Below are 23,234 nucleotides of genomic sequence, written 5' to 3' on the forward strand. Positions count from 1 at the left end.
TGGTGGGTATAGCTCAGTTGGTAGAGCCCCGGATTGTGATTCCGGTTGTCGTGGGTTCAAATCCCATTACTCACCCCATTATTCGACTACATTGCCATAGCAATGTTGCGAAAATAGTTTTGCGGAAGTGGCGGAATTGGTAGACGCGCTAGATTTAGGTTCTAGTATCGCAAGGTGTGAGAGTTCAAGTCTCTCCTTCCGCACCATTATTGGTGTAAGCGTGGGTAACGCTTAAAATATACCAACAAGTTTTCGGTGATTAGCGCAGCTTGGTAGCGCATCTGGTTTGGGACCAGAGGGTCGGGAGTTCGAATCTCTCATCACCGACCACTACATAAAGCCTCGTCAGCAATGACGGGGCTTTTTTGTATCTGTACTTTGCGATGAAGAGGGCTCAGGTTTAGAGTCAGGAGTTCGCTTTTTTGTATCTGTACTTTGCGATGAAGAGGGCTCAGGTTTAGAGTCAGGAGTTCGCTTTTAAGTTTTGCTCATATTGTAGTACCTGCTTACTTCTGGGATAGCAACAAAGTAGAGCTTCATTCATTCGATAAAAGCCTCGAGGTACTGGAGTTACCTTTCTTGGCCACTGGCTTTAAATATCAAGCGAGCGAAGCGATGAACTGTATTCGCCAGGGTAAATTGCAAAGTGATCTTAATACTTGGCAAGACACCCTAGGCACCCAGCGAGTGATGGATGAAATCTTAGCCCAAGTAGGTGTTAGTTACCCATTTCTTTAGACGGTCGTTAATGCATTTAGCTAAAGCCCCGCCTTAGGGGCTTTTTTAGCAACCGTCGTCGACTAGCTCGTACTGCGGAGGTGTGGTTGCGTTGCTGGCTTGGGTATATTGAAAATAGCAGTTGTCGTCAGTGACTTGGCCATTACCATTTCTGTCGTAACCCAAATAAGTAAAAGCGAAGCCTTGCTCTTGTAAAACAAAGACATCATCAATGTCGATGCGTTTAGTAATATCGGTATTATCAAGGTATCGCCATTTTAGTCTTACGTCAGGACTATCTGGGTTAAATACATCAAAAGTGCCATCTCCATCCATGTCTACGTCGATTAAATCATCGCGATTAGGCACCTGTTGCGACACATAACTTGGCATGTAGGATTTAAGGGTGAGGAGGTCGTTGGCTGTTTTTACACTAACGCTGATTTGTTCAATGGTTTTTATTCGAGCATCACTGGATAGATTTAGTAGCTTAGGTGCAGCAGTAACCGCAAGAATACCGATCACGATAATCACTACAACCAGTTCTATTAAGGTAAAGCCTTGGTTCTTCATTAATCCCTAAACATTATTACAGCATCCGTTTTCGGCGAAGTATAAAAGTTTGCTTATCGCTTGCCTAGCTTTGTAGAGTCATTGGTCTAATTTTGTGCGGGTGCGCTAATTATAAGCGAGCGTTATATCAACAAAGGCCTGTTTATTAAGCGGGAGCTTTGGGCTTTATGTAGTGAAAATCGCCAAACAGGTATGCGTAGCAGCAAATATTTACGCGATATCTGCGATTATCTAGCAATCAGTCTCGACCTTGGCGAAAACCATGGCTATAATGCGGCGTTTTGAAATTATGGGTCCTTAACTAAGGACAGCTAGTTCGCCAATGCGAACCGCTAAATTCCCATTGTTTACGTAAGTAAATTGTCAGCAGGGTGCTGACTATAGCCGAGGTAATAAAATGCAGGTTTCAGTAGAAACAACTCAGGGCTTGGAGCGTCGTGTTACGATTTCGATTGACGCTACGCAAATCGAACAGCAAATTGAGCAAGCGCTTAAGCAAGAATCACGTCGCGCTCGCATCGACGGTTTCCGCCCTGGTAAAGTGCCAGTAAGCGTAATCAAGAAACGTTACGGTGCAGCTATTCGCCACGATGTAACTGGTCAAGCAATGCAGCGTTCATTCTACGAAGCTATCATGCAAGAGAAGCTAAACCCAGCAGGTGCTCCAGCACTTCAGCCTGGTGATACTAAAGATGGCGAGTTCAGCTTTAGCGCTACTTTCGAAATTTTCCCAGAAGTAGAAGTTGCTGGCTTAGATGCTATCGAAGTCGAAAAGAAAACTGCGACAGTTAACGAAAAAGATGTTGATACCATGATCGACACTTTACGCAAGCAGCAAGCTACTTGGAAAGAAACCAAGGGCATGATTAAAAATGAATTCCGCGTTAACCTAGACTTCTTAGGTAAAATTGACGGTGAAGAATTCGAAGGTGGCAAAGCTGATGGTTTCGACCTAGCAATGGGCGCTGGCCGAATGATTCCTGGTTTTGAAGATGGAATCATGGGTAAGAAAGCTGGCGAAGAGTTTACTATTGAAGTTAACTTCCCAGAAGATTACCACGCAGAAAACCTAAAAGGTAAAGCGGCAACTTTTGATATCAAAATCAACAAAGTTGAAAAGCCTGAACTAGCTGAAGTTAACGAAGAGTTCGTTAAATTATTCGGTATCGAAACAGGTGAATTAGACGCACTTAAAGCTGAAATCCGTAAGAACATGGAACGTGAACTTGAGCAAACGCTAAAAGCGGGTGTTAAAGAGCAAGTTTTAGCTGGTCTTATCGAGCAGAACGAAATCGACGTTCCAGCTGCACTAGTGTCTCAAGAAGTTGAGCAACTTCGTAAGCAAGCAATGCAACGTTTTGGCGAAAACGCACAAAACGCACCAGAGCTTCCTGATGAGCTATTCACTGAGCAAGCACAGCGCCGTGTTCGCACTGGTCTTCTACTAGGTGAGTTAATTAAAGTTAACGAACTAGAAGCTGACGATGAGAAAGTTAAAGAGCACATCGCTTCTTTCGCATCAGCTTACGAAGATCCAACTGAAGTACTTGAGTACTACGCTAAAAACGAAGAGTTAATGAACAATGTTCGTAACGTAGTATTAGAAGAACAAGCGATTGAGTTTGTACTTGATAAAGCAAAAGTGACTGAAAAAGAAGTAGCTTTTGATGAAATTATGAACAAGCAAGGTGCAAATTAAGGTCTAATTTGACTTAGCCACCTTTATCTCGCATATAATGGCTCGTATGTACTACATACGAGCCATTTTTTTTAAGGAAGAGCGCATCAATGTCTAAAGAAGTTAATCAGTCTGCATTCGACCCCATGGCGGCTTTGGTGCCAATGGTTATTGAGCAAACCTCTAAAGGGGAGCGCTCTTACGATATTTATTCTCGTCTATTAAAAGACCGAGTTATTTTCTTAACTGGCCAAGTGGAAGACCACATGGCCAATCTTGTGGTTGCTCAGCTGTTATTCTTAGAATCTGAGAACCCAGAGAAAGACATTTTTATTTACATTAACTCGCCAGGCGGTTCAATTAGCGCTGGTATGGCGATTTATGACACCATGCAGTTTATTAAGCCTAAAATTAGTACCGTGTGTATGGGTATGGCAGCAAGCATGGGTGCATTTTTATTAGCGGGTGGCGCTAAAGGCAAACGTTATTGTTTACCAAACGCCAAAGTGATGATTCACCAGCCACTAGGCGGTTATCAAGGTCAAGCATCTGACATTGAAATCCACGCCAACGAAATTATTAAAACAAAACGTCGCATGAACGAGTTGTTGGCCGAGCATACTGGTCAAAGTTTTGATACTATCGCTGCAGACACTGATCGCGATAACTATATGACAGCCGAACAGGCTAAAGAATACGGTATCGTCGATGATATCTTTGCGCGTCGTGAATAATTAGTTCCAATTCACGGTCTGTACAGATAGAGCATAGAGAAAATAGCATTCTTCGCGGTTTGATTTACACTGTAGATAAAAGCGTAGAATGCTACATAGTTTGAGGTTAGCGAATGACAGATAAGCGCAAGGGTGATGGAGATAGCAGTAAGCTGTTGTATTGCTCCTTCTGCGGTAAAAGCCAACATGAAGTGAGAAAGCTGATTGCCGGTCCCTCCGTCTATATTTGTGACGAATGTGTTGAGTTATGTAACGACATTATTCGAGAAGAAATAAAAGAAATATCGCCTAATAAAAAAGAAGGCAACGCCTTACCTGTTCCTAAGGAAATTAGAGAACATCTAGATGACTACGTAATCGGTCAAGACCACGCTAAAAAAGTATTAGCGGTAGCGGTTTACAACCATTACAAGCGCCTGCGCAATGGCGATGTAGCTGACGGCATCGAGCTAGGTAAGAGTAATATTCTCCTAATTGGCCCTACCGGTAGTGGTAAAACTCTATTGGCAGAAACGCTTGCTCGTTTACTAGACGTGCCGTTTACTATGGCCGACGCCACCACATTAACCGAAGCGGGTTATGTGGGCGAAGACGTTGAGAATATCATCCAGAAGTTACTTCAGAAGTGTGACTACGACGTTGAAAAAGCTCAACGGGGCATTGTTTACATTGATGAAATTGACAAGATTTCGCGTAAATCAGATAACCCGTCAATTACCCGTGATGTATCTGGTGAAGGTGTACAACAAGCCTTACTTAAGTTGATTGAAGGTACTGTTGCTTCGGTTCCTCCTCAAGGCGGTCGTAAGCATCCTCAGCAAGAGTTTTTACAGGTTGATACCTCTAAAATCTTATTCATCTGTGGTGGTGCGTTTGCCGGCTTAGATAAAGTAATTGAGCAACGGGCAACTACTGGAACCGGCATCGGTTTTGGTGCTGAAGTGAAGGGCGAAGCGGATAAAAATTCGTTGAGCGAAACCTTCTCTAAAGTAGAGCCAGAAGATTTAGTTAAATACGGTCTTATCCCAGAGTTTATTGGTCGTTTGCCAGTAGTAGCTACGTTGACTGAACTAGATGAAGACGCATTAATTCAAATCTTAAGCGAGCCTAAGAATGCCCTTACCAAGCAGTATGGCGCTTTGTTTAAGCTTGAAGATGTTGAGTTAGAGTTCCGAGAAGACGCGCTAAGAGCTATCGCTCATAAGGCGATGGAACGTAAAACCGGTGCTCGTGGCTTGCGTTCAATTGTTGAAGCCGTATTGCTTAACACCATGTACGACTTGCCATCAATTGATAACATATCGAAGGTAGTTATCGACCAAACGGTGATTCAAGGTGAGAGCGATCCAATCTTGATTTATACCAATGAAGATAAAGCCGCTAGCGCAGACTAGTTTACGCGGGTGCTAAAAAAGCCAGTCTAAGGACTGGCTTTTTTGTTTTTATCTGTCCCGTCCGGAAATAGGTTGACATAAAGAGGACTTCTTTATGACAACACCCATTAACTCAAGCCGTAAGCGCACACAACGAGATTACACCTTGGTCTTTAAATTAGGTGTCGTAGAGCGCGTCGAAAAAGGCGAAATGACTTACAAACAAGCTCAAGCCCGATTTGGCATTCAGGGGCGTTCAACAGTACTGGTTTGGCTCAGAAAACATGGTAGGCTTGATTGGTCAAAACCATTTCAGCATCCCCTTATGCCTAATTCAAAAGAAACACCAGCCGAAACAATCAAGCGCCTTGAGCGTGAGTTAGCCGAAGAGAAGCTACGTAACCAAATCCTCAATGGTATGGTCGATATCATGGACAATGAATACGGAGCGGGCCTTAGAAAAAAGTACTTATCCGGCACATCTGGCAAGCGAAAACCGACAGCGAAATAAACCTAGCTGCTGCATGTCGCGCGGCGGGTATTTCACGGCAATCTATTTATCAGGCGGTCGCCCGAATAGAAAACCGTAGAGCGACGTTATCGGTCATCAAAGACTGGGTACAGTACTGGCGTAAATATATGCCGCGATTGGGTGTACGCAAGCTCTACGTGTTGATAAAGCCTAAACTCCTTGAGCACGACATTAAACTTGGACGAGATGGGCTCTTTGCCTATTTGAGACGTGAGGGTTTGCTGGTTAAACCAAAGAGAAGCTTCACCAAAACGACATTCAGCAAGCACTGGATGAAGAAACATCCTAACCTGCTGAAAGAGGAAGGATTACATGATGCAGAGCATGTACTGGTTAGCGACATGACCTATCTTGAATCAGACCAAGGTGTGCACTATCTGTCGTTGGTGACCGATGCCGCTTCTCGTAAAATAGTCGGTCATCACTTGAGTGATGACATGAAAGCTGACAGCGTAGTGAAGGCCCTGAAAATGGCGGTTAAAGATAAGCGCTATATCGCTAACGCGGTACACCACTCAGACCGAGGCTCACAATACTGCTCGGCAGCTTATCAGGATGAACTGTTGATAAACCAAATTCGACCATCGATGACAGACGGTAATGATTGCTACCAAAATGCGTTGGCGGAAAGGATAAACGGAATACTGAAGCAGGAGTTTTTACTGTACCGATGTAAAACGCTTAAAGAAATGAAGATACTTGTAAAAGAATCGATAGCGATATACAACGCTATGAGGCCGCATCTGAGTTTAAATATGGAAACGCCCAATCAGGTGCACAATAGAAAAGGCAAGCTACTGGAGCTGGCCTAAAAATCGTCAACCTATCTTAGGACGGGTCAATCGCTTAGGCCTTTTGCCACACTAACAAAAGGTTGTTAGTCGGCATTGCGATACGTTCTTTCAGTTTTAATCTGTTTAGGCCTGCCCAGGCCTATAGTTGCTCGATGTCGCGCAAGCCACCATAGCCTTGTGCTTGCAACATTAAATCAAACTCTCTATTACTCTCACTGCTGTATTCACTAGCTAGTCTAAATGGCCCATAGTGAAATAGTTGCCCTTTAGGGGGGAAGTGCTTACCAATATCTAAGTACATAAGCTCTACAAGCTCTTGAGACATTATGTGGGCAGTATTGGCTGTGTACACAGTGTCACAGGCAAATGGCCAATTATCCTTTCCTACTTGATAGTTCAGCGGCTGTGGTTGCTCAGTGAGCTCCATCTGCTTTTGCCAATACTCTATGGCAGCTGTATCGGCTTGTTGATCTGAGCACTGCCAATAAAGGTGAGGTAGGGCTTTAGCAACATAAGCTGCGTGCTGCCCCGTGCCAGAACCTATCTCAAGCAAGCGGCGAGCGTCTTGCAGCCTTGGTTTAAGTTGTTCAAGTATTGCTTGTTTGTTGTTATCGGCAGCACGATTGAAAAAGGCTGGCGGATGCTGCTTATTGGTCATCAGGGTTTTGATGTAAATAGGCTTTTTCGCTTAGGTGTTGCTTTTGGGTATTGGCTTTTAGCTTCACTTTATAGTGCAAGCCCGCTTTGGCTAACATGTGGGCAGCAATGGGCGCGGTGATAAGCAGAAACATGGTGATCAATATTTCCTTCAAGCTCAATCTACCCAGCTCAACACTAAAGTAGACCATCGATGCAATTAAAATGCAGCCTACACCGAGGGTGCTCGCCTTAGTGGGGGCGTGTAAACGGGTGAAAAAGTCTGGCAATTTTGCTAAACCAATAGAGCCAATCAACATAATAGTTGCACCAAGTACAAGTAAAACACTGACAATTACTTCTAATAAACTGGTCATCTGTTGGTCCTATTCGATGATATCGCCACGGAGTAAGTATTTACAAAACGCCGCGGTGCTTACAAAACCTAGTAGTGCAATCAGCAGTGCACTCTCGTAGTAGCTGACAGAACCTTGGTAGAGGCCTAACAATATAATTAAGGCGATGCTGTTGATGTACATAGTATCTACCGCAATAATTCGGTCTGGCGCGGTTGGCCCTATAATTAAGCGCCAGGCGTTTAATGCTAAGGCGATACAAATTAAACCGCTGGCAAAGAGAGTGGCATACATTAACATTTAAAAATCTCCTTGAGTGGGGCTTCATAGCGCTGTTTTATCTGTGTTATTAGTTCTTGTTCGTCATCTAAATGAAGCACATGCACATAAAGCCAATTTCTATCATCAGACAACTCTACACTGCAGGTACCTGGAGTGAGTGACACGCTGCTGGTAAAAATGGTTAAGGGTAGCGGCTCACTAAAGGAGATGGGCACAGCAATAAAAGCGGGCTTAAGCTTTTTATTACTTTGCAATACTCGTTTAGCAACATCAAAATTTGATACCACAATATCCACCAGTAAGCGCAGCATATAAGTCACAACTTTAAGTGGGTTTTTAGCGATCGGTTCTTCCTCGCTAAGTGGCGCGACAATCCAAGGGATCACGATGGCAAACACCGCACCTAAAACCATATGGCCACGGCTAAATTCATGAAGGATTTGCCATACTAACCACAACAATAAACTGTGGTAAGGAGTAGGGAACCAAACAAATTTCTTTTGTGTTTTTATCATTTGGCTACCTCATTAAGTTGCTGCAAGCTTAAGCCATTATTTAGTTGCTCTGCGGCTAGCTGAGCATAGTCGGTGAGTGGGCCACCAAATAGCACCATTAAGGGCAGTAGACCAACCAAAATACCAATGGCTAGATACTGAATCGGGTGTCCTTGTAAGGCACTGGTATTCTCGCCACTAGTGCGCCAGAACAATGATGTTCCCGCGCGTGATAGAGCTATTAGTGAAATCAATCCAGCTACTAGAATCAGTGACCAAACCCATGTCATTTGTTTAGCATCAGTCACCGATTGCAAAATTAGTGCTTTGCCGACAAAGCCCGATAAGGGCGGCATGCCGATTAGACCTATCGCTAGCAGTGCAAAAACAAAGCCTAACTTAGCCGATTGTGGCATGGCTCTGGCCGTTACGAAGCGGTCTTCCGCTTTACCTCGCTGCTGCTGTATAAGCCCTGCCAGTAAAAACATCGCTGCGCAGGCAATGGTACTGTGTACTAAATAGTAAATCCCCGCAGTGCTGGCTTGAACACTGTTTAGGCTAATGGTCACTAATAAGGTTCCCACCGACACAATCACCAAGTTGCTACAAAGCACTCTTAGGCTTTGGCTAGCTAATACAGAGATAGCACCGATAGCGATAGTCAACAAGGCAATGGGCCACAACCATGGAAGCGCAATGTTAGCCAGCTCGCCAGCTTGGTCACCAAACATGACTCCGTGAACTCGCCAAATACTGTAGATGCCTACCTTGGTCATAATGGCAAATAAGGCTGCCACCGAGGCGCTTGTGCTTGAGTAAGCCTTTGGCAGCCAAAAGTGCAGTGGTAGCATGGCAGCTTTTAAGCCAAACACTGCAAGCAATAACAACGCACCCGACTTAGTAATTAGCTGCTCGCTATCTGATAAAAGCGGAATTTTGTCAGCCATGTCTGCAAAGTTAAGCGTTCCTAAGGTGCCGTATAAGGTACCTAAGGCAAACAAGAATAGAGATGAGCCAATTAAGTTTAAAAACACATAATGGATGTTGGCCTGAATTTTCTGTTTACCGCCGCCATGAATCATTAAGGAGTATGACGCAATCAGCAGTACTTCAAAAAATACAAACAGGTTGAAGGCATCACCGGTTAGAAATGCGCCGTTAATGCCCATTAGCTGAAACATGATTAGTGGATGAAAGAATGCACCACTTTTGTCTTCCCCCGCACTGGCATACAAAATCACCGTTAGGCCTAGTAAAGCGCTTAGGGCAATCATCAAAGCTGAGAAAGCATCTGCCACCAACACAATACCAAAAGGTGCCGACCAATCGCCTAAGGCATACATTTGAATGCCATCCTGTTGAACCTTAATTAGCAAAGAAATTGCCACAATAACCATTAACAGGTTGGCTGATATAGTGAAAATGCGTTGCTTTTCCAATGAGCCGCTAAGGCTAGGGAACAGTAATATCACACCTACAAAAAATGGGATAAGAATGGGGAAAATAACTAAATGATCAAACAAGCTCATTAGGCTTTTTCCTCCCGCGCTAAACGGTCAATAGGTTCTTCTCCGTCAACGTGGTCATTACCTAAATCGGCACGCCCTCGCATTGCTAAAATCACCGCAAAGGCGGTCATTGCAAAACCAATAACAATGGCGGTTAACACCAAGGCTTGAGGCAAAGGATCAGCGTAATTGCCGCTGCCATCTAATACGGCTGGAGCGCCAATCGTAAGTCCGCCACTGGCAAACAAAAATAAGTTAACTGCGTAAGACAGCAAGGTTAATCCTATAACAAGGGTAAAAGTGTGCCCACGTAGCATCAAAAAGATGCCACAGGCAGTCATAAAGCCGACACACACTGAGTAGACTACTTCCATTATCTTTCTCCTACGGTGAGTCGTTCTTTGGTGGTGAGTTTGCCTAAGTTGGCCAAAATCAATAGGGTGGCACCGATCACCGTTAGGTAAACACCTAGGTCAAAGACCAAGGCACTGGTAAGTTCAAACTTGCCAATCCATGGTAATGAAAAGTAATCAAACCAAGAGGTTAAGAATGGGCGGCCAAAGGCCCAACTACCTAAACCGGTAATAGCAGCCATCACCAAACCAATCGCAATAAAGTAGTGATAACTCACGCTAACTCGTTTACTCATCCAATCCACGCCGTGGGCCAAATATTGTTGAATCAGCGCAATAGCGGTGATTAGACCTGCAATAAAGCCACCGCCAGGTAGGTTGTGTCCACGCATAAATATGTAGGCAGAAACTAATAAGAATAGCGGCAGTAAGCTTTGTGAAACAACTGAAAGCAGAACCGGGTACTTATCAGTAGCCCATAAGCGACCCTCGTGATCCTTAGTGCGCATCGATAGGCGCATGCGGGCAATCAGTTTATAGATGCCTAAAGCTGCAATACCGAGCACGGTAATTTCGCCGAAGGTATCAAATCCACGAAAATCTACCAAAATAACGTTAACGACATTAGTGCCACCGCCGCCAGTTTTAGCGTTGGCAATGAAGAAATCGGAAATGCTGTCGAGCGGATGAGTCAGCAGAGCAAAACAAATACTGCCAACGATACAACCAATTGCTGAAGCCAAGGCTAAGTCACGCACAAAGTGACTGGGGCGGCTCTTGCTGGTGGGAGTATGTTGCGGGAAGAAGTACAAAGCCAACAGCAGTAAAATCACCGTTACCACTTCTACCGACAGCTGGGTTAAAGCAAGATCTGGTGCCGAGAAGTAAGCAAAAGTAATTGATACCACTAAACCCACTAACGACAGCATTAGCAGCGCTATCATCCGGTAGTGGCTCCATATTATGGTGGCCAGTGAACCAGCTATTAACAATATAGCGGCTACGATTACTGCGCCATTAAGTGGTGTAGTGGGTAAACTACCTTTGGTTGTTTCCAAGTCTAATAGTGGTGGTGCAGTTAAGGCTAAGGCAAAAAAGCATAACCAAAATGCGTAGCGCTGCAGTGAGCCCGATTCTAAATAAGCATTAGCTTTTTGCGCCCAAGCCACACAGCGTTGAATAACGCCTTCAAATATCAGCTTGGCATCAAGGGCGGGGAACAAGCCTTCAAATCTAAATAGTGGCTTGCGGTTTAAGTAAATCGCCAAGCCACCTGCGATGGCTAAACCACTCATCAACAATGGAATGTTGAAACCGTGCCAAAGAGCTAAACTAAATTCGGGTAAGGGGTGGTTCAATACAGCCAGTGAAGCACTGTCTAGCAGTGGCCCAATGGTGAAGTTAGGGAAGATACCTACAATTAAACATAAGGCTACCAAGATTTCGACCGGCACCCGCATGTAACGCGGTGGTTCATGCGGTGTTTTGGTTAAGCCTTTAGGTTCGCCATTGAAAAACACATCGTGAATAAAGCGTAACGAGTAAGCTACCGCAAAGGCACCACCAATAGTGGCGAGCACTGGAATAAGCCAAGACAGTGAGCCTAAAATGCTTTGGTCCAGAGTTTCGGCAAAAAACATTTCTTTAGACAAAAAGCCATTAAGTAAGGGCACACCTGCCATTGAGGCCGAGGCCACCATCGCCAAAGTGGCGGTAATGGGCATGTATTTCCATAAACCGTTCAGTTTGCGCATATCACGTGAACCGGACTCATGATCAATAATCCCAGCAGCCATAAACAAAGAGGCTTTAAAAATGGCGTGGTTAATAATATGGAATACTGCTGCAATGGCCGCCAGTTGAGTATTTAAGCCCAACAGCAATACAATTAAACCTAAGTGGCTAATGGTTGAGTAGGCCAGCAAACCTTTTAAATCATGCTTAAACAGCGCGGTGTATGCACCCAATAACAAGGTAAACAAACCGGTCATTGATACCACAGCAAACCAAGTTTCTGTGCCAGCAAGTACCGGGTAAAAACGCGCCAGTAAGAAAATACCGGCTTTAACCATGGTAGCAGAGTGCAGATAAGCGCTTACTGGAGTAGGCGCTGCCATGGCGTGGGGGAGCCAAAAATGGAAGGGGAACTGGGCCGATTTAGTAAAGGCGCCTAACAAGAACAAAGCAAGAATGGCAAAGTAGTAGGGATGTTGTTTAACGAGTTCACCACTGTTTAACACCACATCCAGCTCATAGCTGCCAACTACTTGGCCTAGCAGCACTATGCCACCCAACAGAGCTAATCCGCCCGCGCCAGTAATGGTTAGCGCCATGCGAGCACCTTTTCTTGCGTCACTGCTATGAGACCAAAAACCAATCAGTAAAAAAGAGCTGATACTGGTTAATTCCCAGAAGAACCATAGCTGCAACATGTTGTTAGACATAACAATGCCGAGCATGGCAGTCATAAACATGATCAGGTAGCAGTAAAAGCGTCCCATATGGTCATTTTCGCTCAAGTAGTAGCGAGCATATAAAATGACCAACAAGCCAATGCCTAGTATCAGTAAGCTGAATAATACAGACAAGCCATCAAGGCGAAAAGATAGGTTAAGCCCTAGCTGTGGGATCCAAGCGATACTTTGGGTGAAAAATTGGCCATCCAGTACTGCTGGCATGTCGAACAAAATCAAGGCCAGTGCAAGTGCGGGGAGTAAGGCAGTTGCCAGTGCACAGGTACTTCGGTTGAATTTGTTGGTTAGCAAAGGAACAATGATTCCCAGCATGGGTAAAAACGGTACCCAAAAATAGTGCATTTAATGCAGCTCCGTCAGCTAATTGTTTGGTATTTATGAAAAATCATAGTCATTATTCGAATGAATATCCATGCTTAGTTTACACTAGTTAAGGAAAGTTACCCCTTGATTAAGCCTGCTTATTTTGTTTCTTGAGCTTAGTGGTGATGAGACATAGACTAGGCGAAAGTCCACACTCAAAAGGATGATTTTAGGTGTTCTCACGCAAGCATTTTTTAAGTGTCGTTTTTTTAAGCTTTTGCATGTTTAGTCAACTTATCTATGCAGAATCAAACACTAGCACTAATTGGCCAAAACAACAGCAACGCATTGAAGCCCTATTGCAAGCTATTGAACAAGCTGACCTCACCTTTATTCGCAATGGTTCCGAACATAATGCTAAGCAAGCTGGTGAGCACTTAAGAATGAAGTTAAAGCGAGCGCAAAACAGCTGGTTTGCTCCAGACAAAGAAACTTGGACCGCTGAAATGTTCATCGACAAGCTGGCCAGTAAGTCTTCCTTTAGTGGCAAACCCTACCAAATTCGTTTTACTGACGGCCAGCAAGTAGATTCTTCGCTTTGGCTTTATCAGCAACTCGCCAGCTACGATCAACAGCAGGGAGCGCAATGAGCAAAACCAATTATCAGCGTAAATTTGTGCCGGTGATTCGCTACTTAGAAAAAAACTACGACAAGAACCTAAATTTAAACGAAGTGGCAGAACTGGCGCATTTGTCGCCCTATTATTTTCATCGCGTTTTTAAAGCGGTAACCGGGGAAACGCCAGCCGATTTTATTCGCCGCTTAAAGCTAGAAAAAGCTGCTACCCAATTGTTCTTTCATAAAGAAGCGGTAACCAAAGTGGCCTTAGATTTTGGTTTTTCAAGTTCTCAAGCTTTAGCGAAGGCTTTTCGTGGTTATTTTGCCTTAAGCCCAAGTGAGGTGAGAAACTGCGAAAGCATGGAACATTACAATCAGTTGTTAAGAGACAGCAAGATTGGACACCTGTTACGCAACAATGGACACGCTTTAAGTGCTAACTCCCAATATGATGAAGATGAACATCAAACAAGGAGTGAAACCATGAAAACTGAACATTTCGAAGAAAAAACTTTGGCTTACATTCGGGTAACTGGCCCCTATGGCGAAGGGTATGCTGCTGCCAGCGAGCGACTTTATGGCTGGGCTGGACCGCTGGGTTTAGCAGAAGGCGATAGTATTTTTATCTATCACGATAACCCTGAGCTTACCCCAGCAGAAAAGTGTCGCACCGACGTATGTTTGGCTGTGCCAAAAGACCTTATTCCGCCAGCAGGCATAGAGCTGCAAACTTTACCAGCAGGTACGTATGCGAGTATGCGCAAACTGGTTACCGATACGTCTCAATATGGGCTTTACTGGCAACAGCTGATGACCCAAGTAGTAGAAGCAGAGCTAACAGTAGATAACCGCCCATGTTTTGAGTTTTACCATAGCTACGATCAAAGCTCTCATCATGCTGATGTTAGTTTTTGTACCTCAGTAAAACTATAAGTACTCGCAGCGTTATGCTGCTTACCGTGTGATCGAGTTCATTTTGTTTTTTGCAGCCCACTTGGGCTGCCTTTTTATTCCCTCCCAAAAGTCCTTTTAAAACATAGCGGCTAGTTGTTCCGGCTCTGCTATGCTCTGGTAATGATTAGTTGATGTGTGCTGTAGCGATAGCTTTTGTTGAGTTATTTTGCTTAGGCTACTAAACAGCAGCTAGTGTAAATTCGTTTTTTATTGCCTAAGGATTGTTATGGATACCAGCAATTTTATTAAGTCTCGTGCGGCCATCGCTTGGGCGCCTAATCAGCCGCTTTCAGTAGAAACCGTTGATGTTATGCCGCCTAAAAAAGGCGAGGTTCTGGTGAAAATTGTTGCCACTGGGGTTTGCCACACCGATGCATACACCTTATCGGGTGCCGATTCAGAGGGGGTATTCCCTTGTATTCTCGGTCATGAGGGTGGCGGCATTGTTGAACAAGTGGGCGAGGGGGTTAACTCGGTTAAAGTGGGCGATCATGTTATTCCACTGTATACCCCGGAATGCGGCGAGTGTAAGTTTTGCTTGTCTGGAAAAACCAATCTTTGCCAGAAGATTAGAGCCACCCAAGGTCAGGGCTTAATGCCCGATGGCACTTCTCGTTTTTACAAAGACGGTAAACCGATTTTTCATTATATGGGCTGCTCAACCTTTAGCGAATACACCGTTTTACCCGAGATATCTTTAGCAAAAATTAACCCCAGTGCAGATCTAAAAGAAGTTTGCTTATTGGGCTGCGGAGTCACCACCGGCATGGGCGCGGTGACAAAAACTGCCAAAGTACAATCCGGCGATACGGTTGCCATTTTTGGCTTGGGTGGAATTGGCCTCTCTGCCGTCATTGGCGCAGCAATGGAAAAGGCTTCACGCATTATAGCCATTGATATTAATGAATCTAAATTTGAGCTAGCCAAGCAACTGGGCGCTACCGACTGCATTAACCCACAAACCATCGACAAGCCAATTCAAGACTATATCGTTGAGCTCACCGATGGTGGCGTAGATTTCTCGTTTGAATGTATTGGTAACGTAAACGTGATGCGCTCGGCCTTAGAATGCTGCCATAAGGGCTGGGGAGAGTCGGTGATTATTGGTGTAGCGGGTGCTGGTGAAGAGATTAGTACTCGACCTTTTCAATTAGTGACCGGCAGAGTTTGGCGCGGCTCAGCCTTTGGTGGGGTAAAAGGGCGCAGCGAGTTGCCCGATTATGTAGAGCGTTATATGGCAGGAGAATTTAAGCTTAGCGACTTTATTACTCACACCATGAGCTTAGACAAAATCAATGAAGCATTTGATTTGATGCATCAAGGCAAAAGTATTCGTAGCGTAATTCACTATTAAGGTAGCCGTTGATGACTATTCAATTACTCGCCAGTAACAAAGTGTTTGGCGGCTTGCATCAGCGCTACTCTCACCAGGCAGAATCTACCCAGTGTGAGATGACTTTTGCGGTGTATTTGCCACCGCAAGCCACTGCTGAACAGCCCGTACCATTATTGTATTGGCTGTCTGGCTTAACTTGTAGTGACGAGAACTTCATGCAAAAAGCTGGGGCATTTAAAGTGGCTGCCGAACTAGGTATGGCCATTGTGGCCCCAGATACCAGCCCGCGAGGTGAAGGTGTAGCCGATGACCCAGAAGGTGCTTACGATTTAGGTTTGGGTGCTGGGTTTTATATTAATGCTACGCAGCAGCCTTGGGCAAAGCATTACCAAATGTATCGTTACATAAGTGAGGAATTGCCCGTTTTATTGGAGCAGCATTTCCCCGTTACCCAGCAGCGGGCGATTGCCGGTCACTCGATGGGCGGACATGGCGCTTTATCTATCGCCTTTAAAAATCCTGAGCGTTTTTCATCGGTGTCGGCGTTTAGCCCAATCTGTCAGCCCACTACTTGTCCTTGGGGGGAAAAAGCCTTTACTGCGTATTTGGGCAGTGATCAACAAGCGTGGCAAGAGCATGACAGTAGCTTACTGATTAAACAGCTCACGCCGGAGCAGCGGCTGCCATTGTTGATTGACCAAGGCAGTGATGACAATTTTCTTGCTGAGCAGTTGAAGCCAGAAACCTTGGTTGATGCCGCCAAACAGCTTAATTACGCCATCAACTTTAGAATGCAGCAAGGCTACGACCATAGCTATTTCTTCATAGCTAGCTTCATTGAAGATCATCTGCGTTTTCATTATAAATACTTCTAACTACTTACTTTTATTAGTCTATGTGGACCCTTTAGCCCGCTAAAACATAGCGGGTTTTGTTTTTATCTTTTTCGCAATGCTTCATGTTTTATTTGAAACAAATTCACCACTTCATTCATTTGAAGATTTTTAGTGTGAGAGTCTACAAATTCTGATCAACTACTTTAGGTTTTGGCTAGGTTTAGCTAATGACTTATTTTAGCCTGATAGCTTGTGATGAGACGTAGTTGAAAAGGTTAAGCATGGAAGTGATTAAAAAAAGTCTTCAAGGTAGTGTCATACTCGTTAGCGGTATTTTGCTTGCAGCCTGTGGCGGTGGCAGTTCAACAGGAGCAGCCAGCGATGCGCAGGTAGAGCTAGATAGTGCTTATTACGCCGATGTTTATGGTTGGAATGCCAGTGGTGGGCTTAACCAAACTCAACTAGGTCGTGGCCTCAACCTAGGAAATTACCTAGAAGCGCCCAACGAAGGAGAGTGGACCGGTGGTCGATTGTTGGTACAAGAGGACTTACAAATAATCGCCGATGCAGGCTTTAAAACCGTGCGCATTCCAGTACGTTGGTCAAATCATGCAGCTGAATCTTCTCCTTATCAAATAGACGCCAGCTTCATGGCCCGAGTTAAGCAAGTGGTCAATTGGAGCTTGGCTGAAAATCTGCAAGTCGTGCTTAACGTTCATCACTATGAAGAAATGATGAACGACGGCGAGAACATGCAAGAGAACCATATACGTCGCTTAGTGGGGGTCTGGCAACAAATCAGTGAAGAATTCCCGTTAAGTGAGTATGGCCAAGAGCAAGTGGTATTTGAGCTACTTAATGAGCCAAATGGCACCATTGACTACGATGATTGGAATGACATCATTGCTCGCCTAACGCAGTTGATTTGGACCACTATGGCCGATCAGCAAAACAATGGTAGTGAGCAGCGTACTATTATGATTGGCACCGCTAATTGGGGACACCCCGATGGCTTAACCCAATTGCAATTACCTAGCAGTGTTAACTCCGACAACACTATTATTACCGTTCACTATTACGAACCGTTCCACTTTACTCACCAAGGCGCCGATTGGGTATCGGGTTCTAATGATTGGATTGGCACACCATGGTTAGGTACTGCTTCAGACCAACAACCCTTGATTGATTTGTTCGACAGGGTAACGGCTTGGAATGAACAAGCAGGGCGAGGCTTTGAGATCTTCATGGGAGAATATGGCGTGTATTCACTGCATTCTGATCCCGACCATCAACGTGCCTGGACAGCGTTTATTTCTCGCGAAGCAGAAAAGCGCAATATAAGTTGGGCATATTGGGAATACGCTTCTGGCTTTGGTGCTTACGACCCTGAAGCCGGTGCTTGGCGACCAGCCCTTATTGAAGGTTTAATTCCCACTTCACTGTAGTGACTCCCTTTCAGCGCTAGCTAATCCTTGCTAGCGCTAAATATTTCCGCACTGGCTATTATCTTATTGCTAATCAAACACTATAGTTTGTTAGTAGGTTTACAATATCAATATTAAATTCAAGCTATTAGCTAACGTCCTAGTAGCCTATTAACTGTTAAAACTGTGATAGTAGTGATGAAAATTAAGCCCTGGCTGAAGCGAAGTCTAATTGGTTTTACCGTGTTAGTTGCAATTCTGCTGCTCCCCCTTGTTATCTTGTTGGTGGGCTTAAAAGTAGAAATTGGCGACAGCCGCCAACTGGTGACTAAGATACTTAGTGAGCAGCTGCAGCGCGATGTACGTATTGAGGGCAATATTCAACTTGAATTGTCTTTTCGTCCCGCTATTACCGTGGAAAACATCCATATTGCTAACCCTCGTAGCTTTGGAGAACAAAGCTTTGCCCAAGTGCGTAAAGCCAGCGCGCAAGTTCAAGTATTACCCTTATTAAGGCAGCACTTAGAAATTGAGCAAATACTGCTAGATGGCTTTTATCTTGACTTGATAAGAAATGTTGCCGGCGAGAATAATTGGCAGTTTGCTAGCGGCGCGCCAGAGCAGAGCACTGCAGCGGCTGCCGCAGAATCTAGTGAGCAAGAAACCAGCAATGATTTTACCTGGCAAGGCACTAATTATAGTTTCGAGATTGAAGACCAAATCCTGATAAGCGACGCCAGAATTAGCTATGCCGACCAAGCCGCAGAGGCGGTACTCAGCTGGCAGCTAGAAGAGTTAAAACTAACCTCCTTAGATAGCGAGACCTTGGCGATGACAGCCAAAGGCAGCATGTTAGATGAGCGTTACTCCTTAGATTCAACCTGGCAGTTAGAGCCCTTATTGCAGGGGCGAGCCGGCGACGTTCAACTTAATATGCAGGTGGCAGACGCTAGTTTTGGCCTGTCAGGCCAGTTGGCGCCGCAAAAAGAAATAAACAGCTATTTGGAGCTGAAACTTGATTGGCAAAATGCCGATTCGATTGCCCGATTGCTAGGCGAAAATTTATCGCATATTGCACCCATTAAATTGGCGACCCGTTTTGATGGTAAACCTGGTAGCTATAGTTTATCGCCAATTTCGGCTACTTTGGGGAGTAGCCAACTTTCTGGTGAGCTGGCACTTACCGGGCACCAGCCAGTCGCTATTAATGGCAACTTAGAAATAAACCAAATTGATTTAGGCGTTTGGCTTCCCAGCGTTGAGACGAATCAGTCTTCAGAAGAACCTTTAGTTGATACTCCCACCCAGCCGAAGCCAAATAAGCCCGCTGCCGCGCAAGTTCAAGAAGCAGAAGCCTTACCGTTGTTGCAGATAGTCCGCTACTGGTTAAATCAAGCCGATGCCGATTTATCTTTAAGCATTGGCAAAATACTAGGGCTGCCGTTAGAGGTATCATCGGTTAGCTTAGGTTTAAAAGTAGAGGGTGAACAACTAAAAGCACCGCTGCGCGCAGTGGTTGATGAGATTCGCTTTCGCGGCAACCTTAAAGCCAGTGTAGAAGACGACAGCTTAAATACATCAATGCGTTTGGTGGCACAAAAGTCGCCACTAGATAAGCTGGCTAGCCGTATTCCATTGTTAGCCGGCAGTACTGGAAGCATTGGTCGCTCGGTTCTGCGCATTAGTGCCACCGGTAGTGATGTGACACAGTTGTTAGCCAGTAGCCAGTTTAACTACAAAATTGAAGACAGCCGTATGAGCCTGCCGGCAGGTACTAAATTCGATATTAAAAGTGCTAATTTACATGCCAGTTTAGACAGTGAGCTCGAGCTAAACCTTGACGGTGTACTACTGGATATTCCGGTCAACGCGCTTATCCATACCAGCCCTCTAAGAGCAATGCTCAATCAACAAGCGTGGCAAGTGCGCATGCAGCTAGACTCGCCCGCAATAGAGCTAAACTTAAATGGAGAACTACCTAGTGGCGTGTGGCAGCAGGGAGCAAGTCTACAGTTAAATGCAAATTCTCCACGTATTGGTTTGTTAGCGCCTTGGTTAGGTGTAGATAGCAAGGCTCAAGGGCCACTTAAGCTTGAGCTAGCCATGCAGGCCCAACAAGGAAAATCTTCACTCAAGGTTGGCCAGCTGCAAATAGCAGATAGTAAGGGCACGATTCAAGCCAGCTGGGATAAAAGTAAAACCGAGCAAGGTCTAGTAAGCCTCGAGTCAGCTTGGCAAGGCATCCACTTGGCTCAATTAATGGACTTGATGCCCAGTGAGCCTAATAAACCCAAATCAGAAGACAAAACAGCTGCGAAGCCGCTTAGCGAAAAGGCCACTATTGATATTCGTGTGCCCATATTACCGCAAGGCTTTGCTATTCATGATGCTGATCTTGCGATTAGTATTGAAGAGTTATTGCTAGGAGAACATCAATTTGAAAACCTAGAATTGCAAGCCTCAGCACGTGATGGCTGGCTACAGCAAGCGCCATTTAGCGGAGAGTTTGCCCAGAGCAAAATAGCCGGCAATGCGACACTCGATTTACGTAGCTCACCACTTAAGCTAGATTTTAGTATTGCTAGCGAGCAACCCAACATCGCGCAATTGCTTAAACAACTTAATATTGCCGAGCAAGCTAACCTTGCTTTAGACCGTGCCGAGCTGGATTTGTCTTTGCAGGGAGATGATGTGGCGCAGCTATTAGCAAGCACTACACTTTCTGCAAAGCTCATCGGTGGCTATTGGGATTTAGTTGACCCAAATACTCAAGCCAGCGCAAGAATTGAACTAGATGAAGGCAGTTTAAGCGCTAGCCCTAAAAAGCCTTTGGTCTTAGCCTTAAAGGGCGAGCTAAAACAACTGCCCCTGAATGTACAACTAAGCACGCTAAGCTTGGCTGAATTTACTCAAAAACCGAGCGAGCTACCTCTCAAGCTTAGCTTGGATGTGAACCAAGTTAACTTACAAGCTAAGGCCACACTGCCGCGCCCGGTGTCGCTTAATAATTTGAGCCTTGCAATGCAGCTCACTAGCCCTAGTTTAAGTCAGTTAGACAGCTTACATGGTGTTCAGCTACCGCCATTTGGCCCGATAAAACTAGCCGGTGAATTGCAGATAAACGAGCAAGGCTACGCTATTAATAACATGCTGTTAGCGGTAGCAAATAGCGAGCTCACAGGCTTAGCTAACTTAAGTACCGTAAACGTAAAGCCCCAACTCGATATTGCGATTAGTGCCAATAATATTCAGTTAGATGATTTTAAAACGGGAGATTGGCAAGGGCTTGAGCAACGCGCAGCTTTGCCAGCTGAACAAACGCAAAGTAATGCTGAGGAGCAAAATCAAGTTGGCTCAAACGATGTCGCTCAGCCTTTGTTGAGTCAAGCTGTGTTCCAGCGTTTAAACGCCAATTTTTCTTTAGATGTTGAGCGGGTTAAATCTGGTAAAGATTGGTTAGGCGAGGGCAAATTGCATTGGCAGTTACACGATGGCAGCTTGCGCTTGGCGCCTTTGTGGTTAGCTCTACCGGGAGGTGAGATTGATATTAATGGCGAGTTAAGCGCTACAGGCTCTGGATTTTACAGCCAGCTTAAAGCAGAGATAGAGAATTTTGATTACGGCCTGTTAGCCAGACGGATAAAACCCGATACCGAGATGCGTGGCAGTTTTAGTCTACATCTAGATGTAAACAGTGAGTTTGAACAGCTTGAGCAATGGTTAGAGAGTGCCAACGGTAAGGTAGGTTTTGCGGTTTGGCCTAAAGAATTTGAAGCCGGCATTATGGACTTATGGGCGGTAAGTCTGGCTAGTGCTGTAGTTCCCGAACTAGATGATTCCGATAAATCGGTACTTAATTGCGTGGTTGCCGCCTTTGATAGTGATAACGGTAAATTGGTTCAAAACGTACTGTTAGCTGATACCTCACGCATACGAGTACTAGGTGAAACCGAAGTGGACTTTAAGCAACAACAAGTAAAAATGGTGCTGCGGCCTAAAGCTAAGCGCGCCCAAATATTTGGCTTATCGACGCCGGTACAAGTCACCGGAAGTTTTGAAGATTTTAAAATTGGTATCGTAAGTGGCGGCTTAATTGGCACTACCATTCGCTTTGTTACCAGTCCAGTTGTGTCGCCGCTGCGTTGGATAGTGGAAGCGCCGCTTGATGCCGATGGCAGTGAACTGTGCCGTCAAGCTTGGCAGCAAGCTAAACAGGTAGATATAGCAAACTAATTTTCTGCGCTAGAGTTAGGCAGGGGGATTAGCTAGTTGAAAAAGCGCTGAGTGACAATTATTTATGAGCCAAATTGGAGTTTGCTCACTAAATGCAAACCTTTCAGTTGCTTAGGCCTAAGTTAGCTTGATAAGTCGATGCTTCGCGCTAATCTTAAAGACAGCTGGTATTTAAGGAAGCACAAAATGCCCTCTCTAATCAAAACCCTACTCTTGATTGCTGCATTAAGCTGTTCTCTGCAGGTAGCTGCCTCAGACATAACTATTTGTAATCGCTTGGTGGTTACCGGGAACGCCGAATATCCGCCCATTTTGTGGCGAGACCAAAATAACCCCGGCAAGCTCACTGGCATTGCTGTCGAGCTACTCGAATTAGCCTTAATGGATACCGAGATTAGTGTTGACGCTCGGGATCGAGGCGTATGGGCAAGAGCATTGCAAGAAGCCAAACATGGTGAAATAGATATGTTAGCGGGCGCCTTTCTAACCAATGAGCGACAAGAATACATGGACTACATTGTGCCGCAGTTTACTGACGTTCCCAGTGTTGTTTGGACCAAAAAAGGTAACGAATTTAGTTATCAAAAATGGGAAGACTTATTAGACCGCCGCGGAGGCACACTGGTTAACAATAGTTTTGGACAAGACTTTGATACTTACGCCAAAGCCAATTTGAAGATCCTAAGTAGTGCTTCGGCAGAACGCTCCTTCGCTATGTTGTTAGCCGATCGCTTCGACTATGTGCTTTACGAGCTCTATCAAGGTTTAACCATTTTGGAATCTGCAGGCCTAAAATCTCAAGTGGTACCTTTAGACAATCCCATATCTGTAGAAGGTTTATATTTCACCTTTTCTAAAAAGTCAGGCTGTAATAGTGAGGAGTTAAGGCGGCACTTAAGCGAGCGGGTTACCCAGCTGACTAAGTTTAATACCTTCGAACGTTTATTCGACAAACACATGCAAGCGTGGTTGTTACAGCAATCTAATTTTGGTGTGGAACCGCGTAACTAAGCGCTAAGTTACTG

Annotated in this window: 20 protein-coding genes and 3 tRNA genes; 15 read left to right on the forward strand and 8 right to left on the reverse strand. The window is 44.9% G+C overall.

The features are described 5' to 3' along the window. Window positions 1-2: 2 nt before the first annotated feature. From K5609_RS08150 to K5609_RS08165, 4 genes are all read left to right on the forward strand, one after another. Window positions 3-78 (forward strand) — tRNA-His (locus K5609_RS08150). Window positions 79-121: 43 nt separating this feature from the next. Next, window positions 122-206: transfer RNA gene (locus K5609_RS08155), tRNA-Leu, on the forward strand. A gap of 47 nt (window positions 207-253) precedes the next feature. Further along, window positions 254-330, forward strand: a tRNA-Pro gene (locus tag K5609_RS08160). A gap of 249 nt (window positions 331-579) precedes the next feature. Further along, the gene (locus K5609_RS08165) at window positions 580-738 is read left to right on the forward strand and encodes a hypothetical protein (RefSeq protein ID WP_221076725.1); all 159 of its coding nucleotides are present in this window, start codon (window positions 580-582) and stop codon (window positions 736-738) included. 45 nt (window positions 739-783) lie between these two features. Here the strand turns inward: K5609_RS08165 and K5609_RS08170 are convergent, their stop codons facing one another. After that, window positions 784-1,290 carry a prepilin-type N-terminal cleavage/methylation domain-containing protein gene (locus K5609_RS08170; RefSeq protein WP_221076726.1) on the reverse strand — a complete coding sequence of 169 codons (507 nt, stop codon included), beginning with the start codon at window positions 1,288-1,290 and terminating at the stop codon, window positions 784-786. A gap of 397 nt (window positions 1,291-1,687) precedes the next feature. On the opposite strand from K5609_RS08170, the gene tig reads away from it, so the two are divergent. The 4 genes from tig (at window position 1,688) to K5609_RS08190 (ending at window position 6,419) form a co-directional block, all read left to right on the forward strand. Beyond that, a complete protein-coding gene (tig, locus tag K5609_RS08175; protein ID WP_221076727.1) occupies window positions 1,688-2,989 on the forward strand; it encodes a trigger factor in 1,302 nt (433 codons plus the stop codon). An 89-nt stretch (window positions 2,990-3,078) separates the two neighbouring features. Next, window positions 3,079-3,702: an ATP-dependent Clp endopeptidase proteolytic subunit ClpP gene (gene clpP, locus K5609_RS08180; RefSeq protein WP_016400663.1), complete on the forward strand. Its 624-nt coding sequence runs from the start codon at window positions 3,079-3,081 to the stop codon at window positions 3,700-3,702. 113 nt (window positions 3,703-3,815) lie between these two features. Then, on the forward strand, window positions 3,816-5,096 hold the full coding sequence (gene clpX, locus K5609_RS08185) for an ATP-dependent protease ATP-binding subunit ClpX (protein WP_221076728.1): 1,281 nt from the start codon (window positions 3,816-3,818) through the stop codon (window positions 5,094-5,096). A gap of 94 nt (window positions 5,097-5,190) precedes the next feature. Further along, a protein-coding gene (locus K5609_RS08190; protein WP_221076729.1) for an IS3 family transposase occupies window positions 5,191-6,419 on the forward strand; the annotation gives its coding sequence in 2 pieces (ribosomal slippage) (window positions 5,191-5,542 and window positions 5,542-6,419; 1,230 coding nt in all). A gap of 121 nt (window positions 6,420-6,540) precedes the next feature. Here the strand turns inward: K5609_RS08190 and K5609_RS08195 are convergent. From K5609_RS08195 to K5609_RS08225, 7 genes are read right to left on the reverse strand one after another with little or no spacing between them, the layout of a single operon-like run. Next, on the reverse strand, window positions 6,541-7,059 hold the full coding sequence (locus K5609_RS08195) for a DUF938 domain-containing protein (protein ID WP_221076730.1): 519 nt from the start codon (window positions 7,057-7,059) through the stop codon (window positions 6,541-6,543). Further along, on the reverse strand, window positions 7,049-7,414 hold the full coding sequence (locus K5609_RS08200) for a Na+/H+ antiporter subunit G (protein ID WP_221076731.1): 366 nt from the start codon (window positions 7,412-7,414) through the stop codon (window positions 7,049-7,051). Before K5609_RS08200 ends, K5609_RS08195 begins: the two co-directional genes overlap by 11 nt. 9 nt (window positions 7,415-7,423) lie before the next feature. After that, entirely contained in the window at window positions 7,424-7,693 is a 270-nt protein-coding gene (locus K5609_RS08205) for a K+/H+ antiporter subunit F (protein ID WP_221076732.1), read from the reverse strand. Next, on the reverse strand, window positions 7,687-8,190 hold the full coding sequence (locus K5609_RS08210) for a Na+/H+ antiporter subunit E (protein WP_246611959.1): 504 nt from the start codon (window positions 8,188-8,190) through the stop codon (window positions 7,687-7,689). Before K5609_RS08210 ends, K5609_RS08205 begins: the two co-directional genes overlap by 7 nt. Then, a complete protein-coding gene (locus tag K5609_RS08215) occupies window positions 8,187-9,698 on the reverse strand; it encodes a monovalent cation/H+ antiporter subunit D (RefSeq protein WP_221076733.1) in 1,512 nt (503 codons plus the stop codon). Before K5609_RS08215 ends, K5609_RS08210 begins: the two co-directional genes overlap by 4 nt. Continuing rightward, entirely contained in the window at window positions 9,698-10,051 is a 354-nt protein-coding gene (locus K5609_RS08220; RefSeq protein ID WP_163135176.1) for a Na+/H+ antiporter subunit C, read from the reverse strand. The genes K5609_RS08215 and K5609_RS08220 overlap by 1 nt, the downstream gene beginning before the upstream one ends. Further along, entirely contained in the window at window positions 10,051-12,846 is a 2,796-nt protein-coding gene (locus K5609_RS08225; protein WP_221076734.1) for a monovalent cation/H+ antiporter subunit A, read from the reverse strand. The genes K5609_RS08220 and K5609_RS08225 overlap by 1 nt, the downstream gene beginning before the upstream one ends. 242 nt (window positions 12,847-13,088) lie before the next feature. Between K5609_RS08225 and K5609_RS08230 the strand changes: the two genes are divergently transcribed. From K5609_RS08230 to K5609_RS08260, 7 genes are all read left to right on the forward strand, one after another. Further along, window positions 13,089-13,457, forward strand: coding sequence for a DUF5329 family protein (locus K5609_RS08230; RefSeq protein ID WP_221076735.1), 369 nt, complete (start codon window positions 13,089-13,091; stop codon window positions 13,455-13,457). Continuing rightward, entirely contained in the window at window positions 13,454-14,359 is a 906-nt protein-coding gene (locus tag K5609_RS08235; protein ID WP_221076736.1) for an AraC family transcriptional regulator, read from the forward strand. The genes K5609_RS08230 and K5609_RS08235 overlap by 4 nt, the downstream gene beginning before the upstream one ends. A gap of 247 nt (window positions 14,360-14,606) precedes the next feature. Continuing rightward, complete coding sequence (locus K5609_RS08240; protein WP_281423339.1) at window positions 14,607-15,734, forward strand: S-(hydroxymethyl)glutathione dehydrogenase/class III alcohol dehydrogenase; 1,128 nt, start codon at window positions 14,607-14,609, stop codon at window positions 15,732-15,734. Window positions 15,735-15,751: 17 nt separating this feature from the next. Beyond that, window positions 15,752-16,591: an S-formylglutathione hydrolase gene (gene fghA, locus K5609_RS08245; protein ID WP_221077227.1), complete on the forward strand. Its 840-nt coding sequence runs from the start codon at window positions 15,752-15,754 to the stop codon at window positions 16,589-16,591. Between the two features lie 242 nt (window positions 16,592-16,833). Next, complete coding sequence (locus K5609_RS08250) at window positions 16,834-17,997, forward strand: glycoside hydrolase family 5 protein (protein WP_221076737.1); 1,164 nt, start codon at window positions 16,834-16,836, stop codon at window positions 17,995-17,997. 222 nt (window positions 17,998-18,219) lie between these two features. Beyond that, window positions 18,220-22,209, forward strand: a complete 3,990-nt coding sequence (locus K5609_RS08255; protein WP_221076738.1) for an AsmA family protein — start codon at window positions 18,220-18,222, stop codon at window positions 22,207-22,209. A 186-nt stretch (window positions 22,210-22,395) separates the two neighbouring features. Beyond that, a complete protein-coding gene (locus tag K5609_RS08260) occupies window positions 22,396-23,220 on the forward strand; it encodes a substrate-binding periplasmic protein (RefSeq protein WP_221076739.1) in 825 nt (274 codons plus the stop codon). Window positions 23,221-23,234 lie beyond the last annotated feature (14 nt).

It is taken from the genome of Agarivorans aestuarii (genome assembly GCF_019670125.1).
Lineage (GTDB): Bacteria > Pseudomonadota > Gammaproteobacteria > Enterobacterales > Celerinatantimonadaceae > Agarivorans > Agarivorans aestuarii.